This window comes from Rothia uropygioeca, assembly GCF_004136585.1.
Lineage (GTDB): Bacteria > Actinomycetota > Actinomycetes > Actinomycetales > Micrococcaceae > Rothia.
In genome coordinates, this window is the sequence record NZ_NOIR01000002.1 from 38,584 (window position 1) to 54,578 (window position 15,995).

General features: G+C 58.2%; 16 protein-coding genes. 4 read left to right on the forward strand and 12 right to left on the reverse strand.

From position 1 onward, the window contains the following. Positions 1–14: 14 nt before the first annotated feature. Together EWR20_RS04525 and EWR20_RS04530 are read left to right on the forward strand one after the other, a co-directional pair. The gene (locus EWR20_RS04525) at positions 15–329 is read left to right on the forward strand and encodes a hypothetical protein (protein WP_238147585.1); all 315 of its coding nucleotides are present in this window, start codon (positions 15–17) and stop codon (positions 327–329) included. Between the two features lie 39 nt (positions 330–368). Beyond that, a complete protein-coding gene (locus tag EWR20_RS04530) occupies positions 369–1,313 on the forward strand; it encodes a fumarylacetoacetate hydrolase family protein (RefSeq protein ID WP_129359467.1) in 945 nt (314 codons plus the stop codon). Between the two features lie 329 nt (positions 1,314–1,642). Here the strand turns inward: EWR20_RS04530 and EWR20_RS04535 are convergent, their stop codons facing one another. The 12 genes from EWR20_RS04535 to EWR20_RS04590 all read right to left on the reverse strand — a co-directional run bounded on the left by EWR20_RS04535 (position 1,643) and on the right by EWR20_RS04590 (position 13,711). Then, positions 1,643–3,091 carry a PTS ascorbate transporter subunit IIC gene (locus EWR20_RS04535; protein WP_129359468.1) on the reverse strand — a complete coding sequence of 483 codons (1,449 nt, stop codon included), beginning with the start codon at positions 3,089–3,091 and terminating at the stop codon, positions 1,643–1,645. A 19-nt stretch (positions 3,092–3,110) separates the two neighbouring features. After that, complete coding sequence (locus tag EWR20_RS04540) at positions 3,111–3,401, reverse strand: PTS sugar transporter subunit IIB (protein WP_129359469.1); 291 nt, start codon at positions 3,399–3,401, stop codon at positions 3,111–3,113. Between the two features lie 31 nt (positions 3,402–3,432). Further along, on the reverse strand, positions 3,433–3,876 hold the full coding sequence (locus tag EWR20_RS04545; RefSeq protein WP_129359470.1) for a PTS sugar transporter subunit IIA: 444 nt from the start codon (positions 3,874–3,876) through the stop codon (positions 3,433–3,435). Between the two features lie 18 nt (positions 3,877–3,894). Continuing rightward, positions 3,895–4,623: a GntR family transcriptional regulator gene (locus EWR20_RS04550; RefSeq protein WP_165000953.1), complete on the reverse strand. Its 729-nt coding sequence runs from the start codon at positions 4,621–4,623 to the stop codon at positions 3,895–3,897. A 787-nt stretch (positions 4,624–5,410) separates the two neighbouring features. Further along, complete coding sequence (locus tag EWR20_RS04555) at positions 5,411–6,838, reverse strand: FGGY-family carbohydrate kinase (protein WP_129359472.1); 1,428 nt, start codon at positions 6,836–6,838, stop codon at positions 5,411–5,413. Beyond that, complete coding sequence (locus EWR20_RS04560; protein ID WP_129359473.1) at positions 6,835–8,382, reverse strand: FAD-binding oxidoreductase; 1,548 nt, start codon at positions 8,380–8,382, stop codon at positions 6,835–6,837. The genes EWR20_RS04555 and EWR20_RS04560 overlap by 4 nt, the downstream gene beginning before the upstream one ends. 52 nt (positions 8,383–8,434) lie before the next feature. After that, positions 8,435–9,211 (reverse strand): SDR family oxidoreductase, encoded by a 777-nt coding sequence (locus EWR20_RS04565; RefSeq protein WP_129359474.1) that lies wholly within the window; start codon positions 9,209–9,211, stop codon positions 8,435–8,437. A gap of 106 nt (positions 9,212–9,317) precedes the next feature. Then, positions 9,318–10,586, reverse strand: a complete 1,269-nt coding sequence (locus EWR20_RS04570) for an MFS transporter (protein ID WP_129359475.1) — start codon at positions 10,584–10,586, stop codon at positions 9,318–9,320. A 233-nt stretch (positions 10,587–10,819) separates the two neighbouring features. Next, a complete protein-coding gene (locus tag EWR20_RS04575; protein WP_129359476.1) occupies positions 10,820–11,407 on the reverse strand; it encodes a glycerol-3-phosphate responsive antiterminator in 588 nt (195 codons plus the stop codon). Between the two features lie 291 nt (positions 11,408–11,698). Then, on the reverse strand, positions 11,699–12,226 hold the full coding sequence (locus EWR20_RS04580; protein ID WP_129359477.1) for a formaldehyde-activating enzyme: 528 nt from the start codon (positions 12,224–12,226) through the stop codon (positions 11,699–11,701). Between the two features lie 63 nt (positions 12,227–12,289). Beyond that, the gene (locus EWR20_RS04585; protein WP_129359478.1) at positions 12,290–12,664 is read right to left on the reverse strand and encodes a hypothetical protein; all 375 of its coding nucleotides are present in this window, start codon (positions 12,662–12,664) and stop codon (positions 12,290–12,292) included. A gap of 147 nt (positions 12,665–12,811) precedes the next feature. Further along, positions 12,812–13,711, reverse strand: a complete 900-nt coding sequence (locus EWR20_RS04590; protein ID WP_129359479.1) for a LysR family transcriptional regulator — start codon at positions 13,709–13,711, stop codon at positions 12,812–12,814. A 108-nt stretch (positions 13,712–13,819) separates the two neighbouring features. Between EWR20_RS04590 and EWR20_RS04595 the strand changes: the two genes are divergently transcribed. Both EWR20_RS04595 and EWR20_RS04600 read left to right on the forward strand, forming a co-directional pair. Continuing rightward, on the forward strand, positions 13,820–14,587 hold the full coding sequence (locus EWR20_RS04595) for an enoyl-CoA hydratase/isomerase family protein (RefSeq protein WP_129359480.1): 768 nt from the start codon (positions 13,820–13,822) through the stop codon (positions 14,585–14,587). Positions 14,588–14,663: 76 nt separating this feature from the next. After that, positions 14,664–15,992: an MFS transporter gene (locus tag EWR20_RS04600; RefSeq protein WP_238147586.1), complete on the forward strand. Its 1,329-nt coding sequence runs from the start codon at positions 14,664–14,666 to the stop codon at positions 15,990–15,992. Positions 15,993–15,995: the final 3 nt, after the last annotated feature.

Below are 15,995 nucleotides of genomic sequence, written 5' to 3' on the forward strand. Positions count from 1 at the left end.
AGCTAGGAGGCGTTGTGCTCAACACTCAGGTTATGACGACGACGGCCGGGCAACCCCTGCGCGTGGAGATCGACGGTCATCGCTACAGGGTAGCGGCAGACCCTGTCCGGTGGTACGAGCGACGGGCGTGGTGGACCGAGGTCGACCGCGCCCCGAAAGATTTGTGTCCGTACCTGGTGGATCGAGAGATGTGGCAGGTCCAGGTGACGGTGGATCTTCCGGCTGGGGCTCGGCGTCGTCGGGGCGCGGTGAAGGATGACGAGCTGAGGACCCTGCATCTGGAAAGAAATCGCGTCACGGGTGGATGGAACGTGGTGGAGAACCTGTAGCCTGAAACGGAGTTTTCTGTCACGTGAGGTGGTTGAGCGATGAAACTGGGGCGCGCGTACGTCGAGAGCCTGTTCGATCAGCAGACCGGGTTGTATACCTGGGTGGAGGTTGCGGGCAAGCGCTATTATCTGCGGGATGTCGGTCCAGCCAGCGTGGTGGACAGCAGCCTGTTCAGAGAAGGCTCAGACGAGGCCCGGGAGAAGTTCTATTCGAATCTCGGCCAGGGCGAATTGCCTCATGTGCGTTCGATGATCGATGTGCTGCCCATGCAGCCCGGGAAGATTCTTTGCGTCGGGCTGAACTACCATGATCATGCCGAAGAAGTCGGGGCGGAGTTGCCTCAATACCCCACCGTCTTCACCAAATTCTCGAATTCGCTCGTGGGTCCGGATGACCCCATTGCGATGCCTCCGGAGTCAACCAAAATCGATTACGAGGCCGAACTCTGTGTGGTTATCGGTCGGTCTGTGCGGCGTGTCAATGAAGAAGACGCGCTCGGGGCCATCGCCGGTTATACGCTGCTCAATGACGTCTCCGTCCGCGACTGGCAGGGTCGAACGAGCGAATGGTTCCAGGGGAAGAATTGGGACTACAGCACGCCTTTCGGGCCGCACATCGTTTCCAGGGACCAGGTCGATCCGGTTCAGGGGCTCAAGATCGAATGCCTCGTGGACGGGGAGGTCATGCAATCCGGCACCACCGCCAACATGATTTTCACCCCGGCTCAGATCGTCTCGTATCTCAGCACCTTCATGACTCTGGAGCCCGGGGACATTATCGCCTGCGGAACCCCCGCCGGCGTGGGTATGTCCAAGAAGCCCCGCCGATTCTGGCTCAAAGCTGGTCACAAGGTCACGGTTCGTGTGGAAGGCATCGGGGAAATCACCAATGAGTGCGTTCCCGAGCCGGAAACCGTGGAGCACTTCAAGAACAAGGCCTGGTGGGGCCCCGGTGTTGCTTCCGCATCACGGGACGGTCACTGACCCGCGGTTGAGCCCCTCGAGGCACCCTTGGGTGGCTGGCCGGTTCCGTTGCGGCCGTCGGGGGAGTCGCCGTTTTCGGTGAGGAAGTCCGGTTCCGCTTGCAGATGCAGCTAAACGTTGACTCCGAAGTCATGCCGTTGGAAGAGACGGCCGCCGAGTAGGACGAGCGCAGAAGCTCTTACCTGACCGCGACCGCCTCTGCCTGCATTGGCCCGCATGTCCGGAGCGTGCTGACGTGCCTGAAACATGAGAAAACGACGCCGCCCAGTCCAATAGTGGAGCGGGCGGCGTCGTTCGTCCGTGCCTGATGTGTTTCCTAGAAGCCGCTGCTAGGAAGCGGAATCGGATGAGTCCGCGATGTTGGAGGAGCGAGTTTCGGAGGAATCTGAGGTTGCGCTGCCTTCCGCCGCGTGGTCGCGTGCTTCCCGCTTCTTTGCGGCGCGCCCGATGCCGAAACTCGTGCCGAACAGGGCGAGCAGAGCGACCAGGATGCCCACGATGATGAATGCCTTGCCGCCGATGCCGAGCCAGCCGAGGTAGAGGCCGATGACGCCGTAATCGGAATCGCCGAAGGTCGCGTTCGCATTGCCGATGTCGCCGAGTAGCGGTAGGAGCAGCAAAGGAACCAGCGTGATCAGGATGCCGTTGGCAAAGGCGCCCAGAACCGCACCGCGGCGTCCGCCGACGGCATTACCGATAACGCCCGAGGCGCCCCCGGTCATGAAGTGGGCGACGATACCGGGGATGATCACGGCGGTGCCGAGCATGCCCAACACGCCCATTCCGATCAGGCCTGCGACCAGCGAGGACAGGAATCCCACCATGACCGCGTTCGGCGCGAACGTGAAGGTGATGGGGACGTCCAAAGCGGGTTTGGCATCGGGCACCAATTTCTCCGAGATGCCCTTGAATGCCGGAACGATCTCGGCCAGGATCACGCGGACGCCGGCCAGGATGATGAACACGCCGGCGGCGAATTGACCGGCCGACATGACCGCCCAGAGGATGTAGTTCTGCCCATCCGAGATGTTGTCTTGAACGTAGCTGGGCCCAGCAAACAGGGCCACGACGATGAATATGATCCCCATAGACAGGGCCACGACGACGGTCGAGTCGCGCACGAAGCCCAGGGACTTGGGTACCTTCAGCTTCTCGGTCGAGTTCTCCGGGTCACCTTTGGTGAGCCGAGCAACGAGGCCTGAAAGTGCGATGCCGAAGCCACCGGTGTGACCCAGTGCCACGTTATCTTTGCCGGTGACTTGCCGCATAAAGGGCTGGACGACCGCGGGCGAAACGGTGGTGATGATGGCCTCTGCGATCGAACCCCACAGGATGGCCTCCCATGTGCTGAAGCCCGCGACGATCAGGATCACCGCTATCATGGCCGACTGGTACAGGGCCACGTGCCCGGACAAATAGATGTACTTGAACCGCGTTATCCGGGCCAGGATGACGTTGACGACCATTCCGAAGAAAAAGATCAACGCTGCGGCGGTGCCGTATTCCTGCAGCACCGGCCCGACGATCGCCTCGTTATTGGGGACGATGCCTTGAACCCCAAAGACCTCGGAGAACATGTCTCCAAAGGGGTCGAGAGCAGCTACGACGACGGCCGCACCGGCCGAGAGGACCAGGAATCCGACGAAGGTCTTGACCGTGCCCTTCATGATGTCTGCGCCGGGTTTCCGCTGCAGAAGGAGCCCGACCAACGCGATCAGCGCGACGAGGATAGATGGTTCAGAGAAGATTTGGACGAGTACATGGAGCGTGCTGTTCATAATGGAATCCCTTTCACGCCTAGTCGCTTAGCGGTATGCCAAGTCGAAGGCACGTTTCCTTGACCTTCAGGTCGAGTTCGTCCTGATCAATGATCGAATCCAGGATGACGACGTCGTCGAAGCCTGAAACCGAGTTCTCGAGGTCCTTTCCAACGAAGAAGACATCGGCGTCAGTGGGACCTGCCGAACCCAGGTCTGCGTGATCGACCTCGACGTCCTTGGCCCCGATCTTGTCGAGTGCCGCCTGGATGTTCATTTCAACCATGAAAGAGCTGCCCAAACCGGAGCTGCACATTGCCATGAATTTCATCGTGATGTCCTTTCGTAGGTGGTTTGGCCGGTTAGTTGGCCGTGAGGAGTTTTAATATTTCGTGAGGATCGTTAGCGTGCGTCAGACCGTCGCGCTTGTTCCCATTCCGCAGGATTGTCGCGAGGTCGCGGAGGGCTTCCTGGTGTGCGGAATCATCGGCCGCGGCGAGGAAGATGACCGTGCGGACGGGGTGTGCCTCGTCGTCATTGAGGTTGACGGGATCACGGAGCGTGAGCACCGAGAACGCGGTCTTGAGAGCACCAGCTTCGGGCCTGGCGTGGGCGAGGGTTATGCCAAAACCAAGGTCCATGTAGGTCCCGCCCGGCTCCTGAATGTTCGCGATGACCTGATCAATGTACGATTCGCGGATGGCTTCTGCCTCGAAGAGAGGCTGGCCCGCTCTGCGAATCGCCTCCTGCCACGAGGCGACGTCGTCGACGAGCACCCGATCGAGGGTGAGTTCTTCCTTGAGCATCAGATAATTCCTTCCGGGTTAAGACCTGCTAATGAATAGGAACTGGGGAGATGCCTGCTTGTCGGCGTAGATCGTTTCGGTGCAGACCTCGGGCGTCTCGTCGTCGGCGTAGAAAGTGATGAAGGTGCGCAATCGGGTATCGGCTGCCTGAATGCCAAGGTGTTCGGCCTCCTCCCGGGTCACGTCGGTGAGCTGGGCATTGGCTCTTCCCCAGCGCGGGGTAAAGCCGAATTCTTCGGAAAGGACCGCCTGGAAGGATTCCTGGGCAAAGTTATGGTCGAGGATGCCGCGGTATTTCCGAGCGCTCATCCAGCTACGTGTCAGATGGTCGATGCGGCCTTCGACCGAGCGAACGCGATCTAGGCGAAGGAGGGGCTCTTGGGGTGAGAGACCCAAGGAACTGGCCAGGCCGCTCAACGAGGTGGTGATCCCTTGGAAGAGGACCTTGGACGTGACTTTGATGCCCTGGCCCGTCATTTGCGCATAAAAACCCTGGGAATCGACTACCTCGGGCGGGTGAGTTGGTGAAGCACCTTGCGCGCTCACGAAGGTTCCGCGGCCGTGTTGCCTGGTCAGGAGGCATTCATCGACGAGTTCCTCTATCGCTCGACGAATGGTCACGCGGCTGACCTCGTATTGGCGGCACAGCTCGGCTTCGGAAGGGAGCGAAGTGCCGGCGCGGAGTTGGCCGTAGTCGCGGCGAATGGCCTGTTGCACTCGCTGATACTTCTTTGCCGCGGCCATCATGAAGCCTCCCCGTCGACGTACTTCAATACAAGTCATTATAATGACTCGTATGGTCATTGGGTAGGGTTTCAGCACATTGGTTGGATGGCGTGCTCTGACGCGGTGCCTGAGGGGGGCAAGCCTTCACGGTGGGTTACTTCGGATGTTTTTCCGTTTCCTGCCGGTGCCCTTCCGCGGCCGAGCGAGACATAGGAGCAGTGAAAATGCATTCTCATCGCAAGTACGAAAGGTAACTATGCCGCAGACTCGGCCCTATGTCTTCAGCGAAGCCGTGCCGCCCTGGATGGTCATGGCTCCTTCGATCTCCAATTCCCCAACAAGGTAAATCGCGGCCGAACTGACCACCCAGGGCCTGACACTGAACGTTGGGGCAGGCGCTAGGACGCGCACGACCCTACGGGGATTGTTGTTCAACATGGTGGGTACGGCTGCGGAGCAAGAAGCAGAAACTCTCACCGAGCCAGGAAATACACGTGGTTCAGTTCTACGGGGGAGGGAAGGCAAAAGGCCGCTGGGAGCACGGAGCTGTTCGGGATAGCGCGACCCACGGCCTACCGAGCTGTTCAGCGAGCCGGTCTTGGACAATGGGGGTCCACAATACTTAACTCAAAAAACGGCAAGTACCCCACAGGGGCACTTGCCGTTTCTGGTGAGCGAGAATTCTCTACAGCTGGAGTCAGGGCATTGAAGGAAATCTGAAGTCTCGGAGCCAAGACGTGGAAATGACTTCGACGCTACTGGGGCAGCGCCTGAGATGTACCTAGGTGGAGCCGTTCTTTCCGCATGGTCATCCGAAGAGGTTGGAGGTTCTGCCGTACAGAGGATCCGTTGCAGCACGAATATCTCGATACACCCTACCGAGCTCGTGATATGTCTGGGCGTTGTCTCGATTGGGAAGGACTTCATCCGCGGTGATTGCGAGCTGTTTTGTCGCGGCATCAAATGAGTTTGCGAGTCCAGTACCGACCACGGCACAGATCGCGGCGCCTCTGCTGGCGGCACTCGCCCCAGTCATGCGCACAGTCGGTAGACCGAAGACGTCCGCAATGATCTGGACCAGTAAATCAGAAGAAGACCCGCCGCCAGTCAGGACAATGCGCTGGAACCCCCTATCGAGTTCTTCGGACATTTCGTCTGCCCGCTGCTTCATGGTCATTGCGATGCCCTCAAGAATCGATCGGAACATGTGTCCTCGGCCGTGCCGTGCATCGAAACCGAGCATCGATCCCTTGCGGTAAGGCTCATCCACTGGGGCGAGCCAATCAAGTACCGTCAAGAGCCCGTCGGACCCCGGCGAGACTGCTGCGGCTTCACGTCCCAGCATCTGCTCAACGGATTCTCCACGAGCAACCGCGGCATGAGCGGCCTCAGGCCCCAATAAATCGCGCATCCAGCTTACGGTCCACATGCCACGGCGGATGCCGTTGCTTTCATATAAATAAAGCCCAGGTTCCGAAGCGAAATTCGTCCAAAATGACTCCGATTTCTTGACGTTATCGGTACCGACTGCCATCGAAGCAATATACGTACCAGTCGAAATCACCAGATCTGATGGATCGCGGAGGCCGGCTCCCAGCGCTTCTACCGCTTTGTCGTTAGCGGTGGCGATGACTGGTATTCCTGAAGGAAGGCTCATCGCCGTTGCCGCAGTCTCCGTGAGCCGGCCGAGTTCCTCACCCGGCTGAACCAGTTCAAAAAGCATGTTTCGCGGGATACCAGTCGCCTCGTAGCCCGACTCGTCGCCGGTCCATTCCCAGGTATCGGTGTCGATCGGCCACATCCCCTGGTAATTTGCCGACGTATCCTTGAACTTCCCAGTCATGCGGTGCGTTATGTAGCCCGACGAGCTGGTGACGTACGCGGCGTCATTGGATTCTCGGTGGTAGGGACGGCTGACACGTTCGTCCATCCAACTCATAACTGGCTGGGCAAGAGATCCGTTGGCCTGCAGGACAACGCGACAAAAGCGAATCGTGCACAGACCGATTCCCTTGATCTCCTGCAGGTCACCTTCAAAGCCAGCGACGGCACGCCGGCTGGCTTCTGCAATGGAGTCCCACAAAACGTCGTCAGGGTATTCAACAGTTCCCGGGCGAGGCGAATCGGTCGCAGGAAGCGGCACTCTACCTTCCGCACAAGGCCTGCCGTCTTCGGCATAGATCGTTACTTTCGATGACTGCGAACCGTTGTCTATTCCCATTATGTAGCAAGTCATGAAGCTGAATCCTCGCGGCCTCGGTTCTCTGATGCCCACTGGTCCAGTTGTTGGTCAGGGTGCGCTGCTGCTGCCTGAATAGCGCCCTCGACGGGAATAATGGTCCCCGAATTCATGACGCCATTTGGGTCGAACGCGTTTTTGAGAGCCGTCAGGATCTGGTACGCACTTCCATGCTCTTGCTGGGTCCATGGCGAACGATATTTGCCGATGCCGTGATGATGGACGATCGATCCACCATGGCGAAGTGCTTCCTCAACGATGATGGCGTTGAGAGGAATGTGGTATTTTTCGATCTCCTCTTCGGGCGATGCATCGATGTGGTAGTCGTAGACAAAGTACATGTTGGTACCAGTCTGGTAGCTATGCGAGGAATGACCACCGAGCATGGTCAAATCCTTGGCATAGGGGTACTCGTTTCGGATGCGACGGATTACCGCATCGTAAAGGTCAGTGACCTGGGACCAGCTGGCTGATACTTCCGTCGTGTATCCAAGGCGTTGATTATCAAGCATCGCCTTCTTCTCGGCTTCGATCTTGTCCGGGCCCCAGTTGAGGTTTTGGAACCACTCCTCGATAAGGTCTGGGTTCACGTCTTGGTGAACGTGTTGTCCCAGAACTCTTCTAATCTCCGTACTGGTTGCCTCGACGATGCTCTTGGGGCCTTCAGCTACGAATATGACGACGCATTTGCCTTCGCTGAAGTGGGAGAAGTGCTGGTTGGCGTCCTCTGGCGAGTACAAACGGGCTACAGACGGCCGGAAGCCGTTAGTGATGACTTCGCGCAGGATCGCCACGCCGGTGCTCATGTCATCGACGAGAGCTCCGTGAAATTCATCGTTTTCCGGAAAGTAGCGGAATACTTTGAGAGTCACTTCGGTGATCACTGCCAACGCGCCCTCGTTGCCGATCAGCACGTGGCGAATATCAGGGCCAGCGGCTCGACGCGGAACGGACTTGATCCGGGCAGTGTGTCCACCCGGGAATACGGCTTCAAGGCCCATGACCATGTCTTCAATGGCTCCGTACAGGGTTGAGAACTGACCGATGCTTCGAGTTGCGACCAGACCGCCGTACTGAGCCAAAGGTTTGGACTGAGGCGAATGTCCTGTCGTCAGTCCCTGCTCACGGAGTTGGTCTTCAAGCGTTTGGAGTTGGACACCGGCTTCGACCGTAACCTGCATATTTTCCGGATCCACCGAAAGCACCTGGTTCATCCTAGAAATATCGAGGACTATGGTGTTCGAAACGCTGGTTTCGAGGCCGCCTTCGGTTCCAGTGCGCCCACTGCGGGGTACGACATTAATCAGGTACCTGTCCGCCAGCTCAAGAATGGCGACGACGTCCTCGGTGGAGGTTGCATAAGCGATGGCAACCGGCAGCGGAGCATTGAAGATCTCGTGTACAGATTGGTACTTCTTGAACCGGTCAACGCTGGCTTCTTTGAGAGCGGTTTCGTTCGTTTCAATGCGTTCGGACGGGAGACGATTTCCTAGTTCGGCAAGAATTTCCTGGCGGTTGAGGGGAGAGCGTGAGTCGATCATGATCTAGTGGACCTTTCTTGGTGTGGGGAATAGATGTGTTAGGCCGGAACAGTCAGCGGACGAGGTAGCCGCCGTCGACGGTCAGGACGTGGCCGTTGACGTAATTGGACGCTCGCGACGCGAGGAAGACGACGGTCCCCATCAGGTCGGCAACCTCGCCCCACCGACCTGCTGGAATGTGCTCAAGAACGCGACGACTGGCCTCGGGGTCGGCACGGGTCGCGGTGGTGATGGCGGTCGCGAAGTAGCCGGGTGCGATCGCGTTGACTTGAACGCCGTACCCGGCAAGTTCATCACAGTAGGCCTTGGTGAACCCCACGATTCCGTGCTTGGTTGCCGCATAGGCCGGGGACCCCTGGCCGCCGAGAAAAGCGAACAGTGAGGCGATGTTGATGATCTTGCCGGATTTCTGTGCAGTGAAATGTTCGATGGCCGCGTGGGAAAGGGCAAAGGGGGCCGTCAGGTTGAGATCAAGCATCGGATCCCATTGTGAGCGATCAAAGTTCTCGACGTTTGCCAACTTGGAGATTCCAGCTGAATTAACGATGATATCCAGACCGCCCAGACGGTCGATCGCGGTAGAGATTACCTGCTCTGGTGCTTTATCGGATGTTATGTCGATTTCGAAAAATTCATATTTTTGCCCGGTTTCCTCGATGAGGTGTCGGGTCGTGCCATCGTCATCGACGATGCTCGGTACGAAAATGTCTGCTCCTGCTTTGGCCAGTGCGAGGGAGAAAGCTTGTCCCAGACCGGAGTTGCCTCCGGTCACGAGAGCGACCTTTCCCTGAAGAGAAAAGTGATCGAGGGAAAAATCAGTTATTTCCATGGTGAGGTCCTTTGGATCGTAGGGGGTCGGGTTTGTAAGTATTCGAGATTTCACAGCGCACGATATTCGTCAGGAGATGGTTTACCCAGCTAGTCCGGGGCACTGTTTACGCGGGCGCTGAGATGCCGGAGGTGAGCTCGCGGTGATATATCCGCAATGTGAGCACGCACAGCACTATGCCTACGGCTGCGGCAACGACGAGTACGAGGAACATTGCGGTGAAACCGCCGTGACTAGGGACATGGTTGGATGCATCGCCGATCCACCATGAGGCCAAAGCTGGTAAGAAAGCATCGGGCAGGTACGCGAGTCCGGAGGCAAGGCCAATGACGCCACCGCGTTGCTCGACGGATACGCCGAGCTCACCGATCGACGCCCAGTAGACACCACGAGCAGCGAATACGGCCAAGCTCATGACGATCATCAGAGCCACCGCGACCCATACCAGACTGTTGTGCTGCGGCAAGACCATGTATCCGATGGCGGTTAGACCGACAACTACAAAGGTCAGTAGCAAGAATCGTGGAGTGGACCGGAACACTTTATCCACGAGGACTCCACCGATCGGACCGGCTACAAATTGGAAGACGTATGTGCGAAGGACACCGATCACTCCGATGAGACCCGTCGCAACACCGAACCCGTCTTGCAACAGTGGAGTCAGGTAGCCCATGAGGGTGTAGAAGCAATACATCATCATGACGGTTCCACCGATGAGCCAGGTGTATTTGTTCGTGGCCGCGGCGAGTAGTTGTCGCAGCGTGACCGCTTGGCGTTCCGCCTTATCAAGTTGGTCCTTGCCCTGGTGGACAACCAGGTAAACGCATACCGCGAGCACTAGGCACAGTAACCCGTATATGCGAATCAGAGTAACTACTCCCGCGCTGGCAACGACGGCTTTGGCGACGATCGCGGATCCGATCAGCCCGATGACTGTGGTGGTCAGGCCACGGATGCCCTCGAGAAAACCAAAGAGCCGACCTTGTTGGTCCTCTGAGCCCAGAAGACTCACGGATTTGACCAAGGCGGGCCAGTACAAGCCTGTCCCGAGTACTGCGAACAGGATATGAACCACTAGTACAGGCCAGTAGCCGGGTGCAGTCGAGGCGTAGAGGTCCAGGACACCGGTTCCCAGCAGGGCCACGACAATAAGCATCTTGGGCGAGAATTTGTCAGCAAACCAGCCACCGACGAAGTACATAACGACCGCTACAGTCCCGAAAACAGAGGTCACGGATCCGTATTGCTGAAGAGTGAGTTCGAAGGCCTTGGCACCATCCTCGAGGAACAGAAACCGTAGGTAAGCGACTTGGAAGATGACACCTCCCGTCATGGCGAGGATGACAAAGCTGATCATCCTGCTGGATTGAGTCATGGGACCACTCCTTTGTGGAAGACCGATACGTCCGTCGGTCGTGTGCTTTATGTCGATAGCAGCCACGAGAAGGCACAAAAAAAGAGACCAGGGGCGTAGTCATTCCGCGAACGGACTGACGCCACTGATCTCTTGTTCTCTAACGTGACGGCCAGGAAAATCCTGGCTTATGAAATTTTATGTAAGCGTAGCAGGCGAGGAGGAAAGACGTCCAGGTGCGCCGTTGGAGTCCCTCACATCTTCCACACTTTTTGGTCCGAGGTTGCGATGGCCAGTGCGCCGGCTTCGAGCGCGGCGTTGACCTCCCGCCTTTCACAGACCAGTCCGCCAGCAATGATCGGGGTTGAAAGGTCATCGCGCAGCCACTCGATGACTCGAGGAACACAACCCGGCAGGATTTCCACGAAGTCGGGCTCTCCCTGTTTCATCGTGCGAGGCAGCTGACGATAGGAGATCGAGTCGACGAGGAACGATCGTTGTATACCGATCAGCCCGGCTTTTCGAGCGGCGCGTACGACCGTTGGTTTTGAGGACAGGATCCCATCGGTGGCTGTCGTAGAAGCGAACCAACGGACGGCTTCGTCGTGCGAGGAGATTCCTTCTATGAAGTCGATATTGACCAGGGCGAGCTTGCCCGCGTTTTTGACCCGATCCACGATTCCAGCGATGTCGATGAGTGTTCCATAAAGTATGAAGAACACTTCGCGTTCGGAACGCAGGGCCGCGGAAAGTGACTCCTCGTCTTTGATGCTAGCGATAACGGGGTCGGCCTCGAGAGAGGCCAAGAGGTTTGCGGCATTACCCTTACCGTTGGGCTTCACGTTTTCTCCTCTGATGTTGCCTAGGGGGAGTCTACAGATCTCCTCGGTAGCTATGTCTCCCAGCGTCTGAAGCTTGTCGTATAGAGAACGACCACTCGTATTGCTTGAGGTCTGCTCTTATTGGACACCGGAAGATCCTTGACGTTTGGAATCACGGATCGTCCCGACATGTGGACAGTTGAGAGGCAGCCATCGGATTTGCCTTGATACCGGTTCGTGCCCGTCCGTCGCCTTTAAATGCTGTGCCTACCCCGCGGATGCGAACACGCGGGGTAGGCACAGCGCGGGCGATTAGTTGCCGTTATAGAAGGGGTGGGTCACGGATTCACGGGAGCCTACAAGGCCAAGACGATCTTCTTGACCTTGTCCATTCACGGCCTCACGGAGCGCGGACAAAGTCGCTTCGCGACTTGAGTGGCGCACTTCGGTTTCGTCCGCGGCTTCCGGATCGATCCACAAGGACACCAGAACCACGGTCTCCTGGTCAGCCTCAAGCAGGTCTTCGGCGACCGCATCGAGTACTCCCTGTGATATCCCGACCTGGGCAGCTCCGGAAACGAGCGATTGCTCGAGGTCGGTCACCGCCGGGGTCTTGTTCAGAATCACGGTCGGTGGATTAACCGTGACATAGGAGGGCTGATCCGGTCCCAGGCAGGCCAAGATCGGCGTGAACCCGGACGATGGCGATGTAAAGACCTGGGCGATTCCAGCCGCCGTGGGTGATCCCCGCCGGGCGAGCAGGACGTTAACGTGGCAACCGTTGGGTGCCTTGCCTCCCCATCCTTGCGAGAGCTTTCCGTCGATATCTGACATTGACATGATTTTCTCCTTATCCTGAGCTAAGTAGCTGCCTCCCGGACGGAGTACTCGGCGAATTTCGTCCTACCAAATGGTGGCGGGATGACGGCTGGTCACGAGGTCAAATGCGCAGTCGCCGAAGGGCAGCGGCGGTTCGTCCCGATCCGCTACCACGGTGACCCCACGGGAGTGGGGCAGCTCCGTTGCTTTGGCGACGTTGGGCGGAAACGATCCTGTGGCTACGACCAGCCGAGGAACCGCGGGGACGTGTGCAAGGACCTCGCCTCCGGTCTGAATATCGAGGGATGCTTCGATGGCGGAGAGGCGTTGGCCCAGCATATGTGCATAGCGCCACGGCGGACGCTCCTCGGCGGCGTGGCCTGCCAGCCAGGAGAAGTCCCACCCCTCGATATGGGCGACCTCGGCCTCGGCGATGAAATCCTCGAAAGACGCATCCATGTGGTCAGTATTTCATTGCCCACATGTCACGGTGCCAGTTGTCATTTATAGGAATTCCCCATCATCGTCCGATAACTACGCAAGCTCCTTGACCCGTCTAGTCCGCCCACACTGACCAGGCGAGCAGGCTAAATCCGCGACACGCCACTAGACCAACATGTGCCCGCTCTTCTCAAGGGAGGTCACTATCGCTTTAACAAGTGCGTCGGTGGCCTGGGTGCGACTGTTCCTTGCCCACAGTGCGGAGGTCCTCCAGGTCAACGGCTCGCCGGCCAGCGGCCGCCAGATCAGCTCTGCGGGAGGGGACGACCATGGTTTCGCCTGAAAATATACTCCCCGATTCGCTAGGACGAGTCCATAGGCGAAATCGCGGTTGCGAGCGTTCCGGATGGACGGTGGAAGGAAACCTTCGTCTTTGCAGGTGGTCAGGATCTCGTCGTAGAGAGCGGAGGCCATGTATCTCTGGAACAGAATGAGATGCTGACCTGCGAGTTGGCTGAGGTGTAACTCGTCCTCGGTCGCCAGTGGATGGTCTCGTCTGAGCAATACCCCGACGGGCCTGGCGAAGACCGGACTCGATTCGAAGCCGACGGTACTGACTGGATGTCTGACTACGGCAACGTCGAGGCCACCATCGAGCAGCAATTGGAGCTGTTCGTCAGTATGGCGTTCGCTGATGTTGACGAGGACGCCCGGTTCCAGATGTTTATAGGTTTCGACGAGTACTGCAATTGTTGCCGGGTCCGTGTCCGGTGGCAGGGCGGTGCGAATCTCGCCTCTGGCTCCAGGGCGTATCCGTCGCATTGCTTCTTCAGCGTCCGTGACGCGATCGAGAACTTCACGAGCGTGTTCGAGTAATAGCGCACCGGCCTCGGTGATCTCTACTCCCGTTCTCCTGCGGTGAAAGAGCTCGACGCCGAGTTCATGTTCGAGTTCCTTGATGCGCTGCGACAGCGGAGGCTGAGCCATGTGGAGACGTTCCGCCGCTCTCCGGAAATGAAGCTCTTCGCTGAGTGCGACAAAATATCGCAGATGCCTAACATCCATGGATTCAATATCAACATGATATCGACCACATTACAATTTGGTGTTGGACGACGTCGTTTCCTTGCTGGTCACATTGAGATTGACCTTGAATCGAAGAAAGGAAACACAATGTCGTCAGAGATCCTCACCGAACGCGATGGCGAGGTCGCCATCATTACGCTCAACCGTCCGGAAAAACTCAATGCATGGACCGGTTCGATGCGGAGTGCGCTGATCGAGACACTGCACGAGCTGAAGGACGACTCGTCCTGCAAGGCCGTAGTCCTGACAGGCGCGGGTCGTGGATTCTGCGCCGGTCAAGACCTGGCCGAGTCAGCAGCCATGGACCCAGACGACCACGCCGCCTCGGACGCTTGGATCGACAGCTTCGATGTCCTTTATCGTGCCGTGCGGGACCTGGACCAGATCACCATCGCGGCGGTCAATGGAGTCGCGGCCGGTTCGGGATTCCAGTTCGCCCTGACCGCCGATCTCAGGGTCGGAGATCCCGGTGCCCGTTTGGGACAGCCCGAAGTGCTGTCCGGAATTCCCAGCATCACTGGTTTGTGGGCGATGTGGAGCATTCTCGGCCGGTCGAAGACAACGGAATTCGCCCTCACGGGAGAGCTCGTCGACGCGGACGAAGGCAAGGGCCTCGGACTGCTCAACAAGTTGTCCAAAGCCGGTGAAGCCCTCTCGGAGTCCATCGAGCTGGCCCATAGGATCGCCGACTACCCGCAGGGTGCTCTCGCGATCACCAAGGGGCGCATCCGCGAGCTCGAAGAGGACAACCTCGTCGAAGCGGTCACGGCTGCCAAGGCTGCCCATCGTGCAGCCTATGCATCGGGCGAGCCTCAGCGTGAGATGGAGCGGTTCCTCGCCAAAAAGAAGAAATAAGAGAAATGCTCGAACGCTACGACGGCCAATGGTGTCCGTCCGGCGCAAGGAACGCCTATTATTCGGGAGTGACGTTGTGACTGCTCAGCACCAAGATACGAACATGGATCCTGCGCCGAGTCCGGGCCGACGAAGTCTCAGACGGGTCGCCTGGGCCGCCCTGATCGGAAACTTCGTCGAGTGGTTCGACTCGGCCGCCTACGCTGTGATGGCCGTGACGATCTCTTCGTTGTTCTTTCCGAGCGGCGATCCTGTGGCTTCGTTGCTTGCCACGTGGCTGATCTTCGCCGGCGGCTTCGTCGCCCGGCCGATAGGCGCCGCCTTCTTCGGCCGTTATGGAGATCGGATCGGTCGAAACCGGATGCTGGCGCTGTGCGTCCTGCTGATGAGCGCCGCAACTTTCGTCATCGGCGTTCTTCCCACCTATGCCACCATCGGACTCTGGGCTCCCTTTCTGCTGTTCGTGCTTCGAGCCATCCAAGGCTTCACAACGGGTGGAGAGTATACGGGTTCAGCGTCTTTCATCGTCGAGTACGCCCCGGAAGGCAAGAGGGCGCTTTTCTCAAGCGTCATTCCGCTCACCGTCGGAATCGCCTCGGTGGCCGGGGCAGGGCTCGGTGTACTCATCACCTCAACGCTTTCCGAATCGGCCCTCGCTTCCTGGGGGTGGAGGATTCCGTTCTGGGTCGCTGCTCCGCTGGGTTTGATCGGTTTGTTCATCCGTGCACATGTCGATGACACCCCGGTATTCAGGGCTCTCGAACATCAAAAACAGACGGTTGCGCGCCCTCTGCGGGAGGCCATCCGCGTATGCAAGCGGCAGATCCTCACATTGTTCGGCTACAGCATCACCAACGCGGTGGGCTACTACCTCATGTCGAGTTACATGATTGCCTATATGAGTTCGAGTCTCGGGTACTCTTCCTCGGAGGCAATGCTCGCGAACGTGATTGCGATGCTCGCCTACTCGGCCGCGTGCCCGTTCGTAGCGATGCTGTCTGACAGATTCGGCCGCAAAGCAATGCTGCTCACGTCCTGCATCGGGTTCGTCATCCTCACCGTTCCTGCGTTCGCTCTCATGCCTCTGGGCTTCGGTTTTGCGATCCTGGGCGGCTCGGTACTGGCCATCCTCGTCGCGATTATCGGAACCGCCAATGTTCCGGCCCTCGTCGAAATGTTCCCGCCTGCGGTTAGGTCCTCGAGCTCGGCAATCGGGTACTCCCTGGCCTATGTCCTATTCGGAGGTACCGCCCCGTTCGTTGCGACGTGGCTTGTCTCCAGTACGGGGACATCGCTCGCACCAGGCTTCTATCTCATGGCATTGGCCGTCGTATCGGCCTTCGTCGTCATCTTCCTCTTCCGCGAGACGAAGAACCTCCCTCTCAACCGCACCGAGGTTTATTGACTT

What these genes read in the sequence shown, in the direction of transcription:
- EWR20_RS04530 (WP_129359467.1), top strand. Translation starts at nt 369, where the DNA reads ATGAAACTGGGGCGCGCGTACGTCGAGAGCCTGTTCGATCAGCAGACC.
- EWR20_RS04535 (WP_129359468.1), bottom strand. Translation starts at nt 3,091, where the DNA reads ATGAACAGCACGCTCCATGTACTCGTCCAAATCTTCTCTGAACCATCT.
- EWR20_RS04540 (WP_129359469.1), bottom strand. Translation starts at nt 3,401, where the DNA reads ATGAAATTCATGGCAATGTGCAGCTCCGGTTTGGGCAGCTCTTTCATG.
- EWR20_RS04545 (WP_129359470.1), bottom strand. Translation starts at nt 3,876, where the DNA reads ATGCTCAAGGAAGAACTCACCCTCGATCGGGTGCTCGTCGACGACGTC.
- EWR20_RS04550 (WP_165000953.1), bottom strand. Translation starts at nt 4,623, where the DNA reads ATGATGGCCGCGGCAAAGAAGTATCAGCGAGTGCAACAGGCCATTCGC.
- EWR20_RS04555 (WP_129359472.1), bottom strand. Translation starts at nt 6,838, where the DNA reads ATGACTTGCTACATAATGGGAATAGACAACGGTTCGCAGTCATCGAAA.
- EWR20_RS04560 (WP_129359473.1), bottom strand. Translation starts at nt 8,382, where the DNA reads ATGATCGACTCACGCTCTCCCCTCAACCGCCAGGAAATTCTTGCCGAA.
- EWR20_RS04565 (WP_129359474.1), bottom strand. Translation starts at nt 9,211, where the DNA reads ATGGAAATAACTGATTTTTCCCTCGATCACTTTTCTCTTCAGGGAAAG.
- EWR20_RS04570 (WP_129359475.1), bottom strand. Translation starts at nt 10,586, where the DNA reads ATGACTCAATCCAGCAGGATGATCAGCTTTGTCATCCTCGCCATGACG.
- EWR20_RS04580 (WP_129359477.1), bottom strand. Translation starts at nt 12,226, where the DNA reads ATGTCAATGTCAGATATCGACGGAAAGCTCTCGCAAGGATGGGGAGGC.
- EWR20_RS04585 (WP_129359478.1), bottom strand. Translation starts at nt 12,664, where the DNA reads ATGGATGCGTCTTTCGAGGATTTCATCGCCGAGGCCGAGGTCGCCCAT.
- EWR20_RS04590 (WP_129359479.1), bottom strand. Translation starts at nt 13,711, where the DNA reads ATGGATGTTAGGCATCTGCGATATTTTGTCGCACTCAGCGAAGAGCTT.
- EWR20_RS04595 (WP_129359480.1), top strand. Translation starts at nt 13,820, where the DNA reads ATGTCGTCAGAGATCCTCACCGAACGCGATGGCGAGGTCGCCATCATT.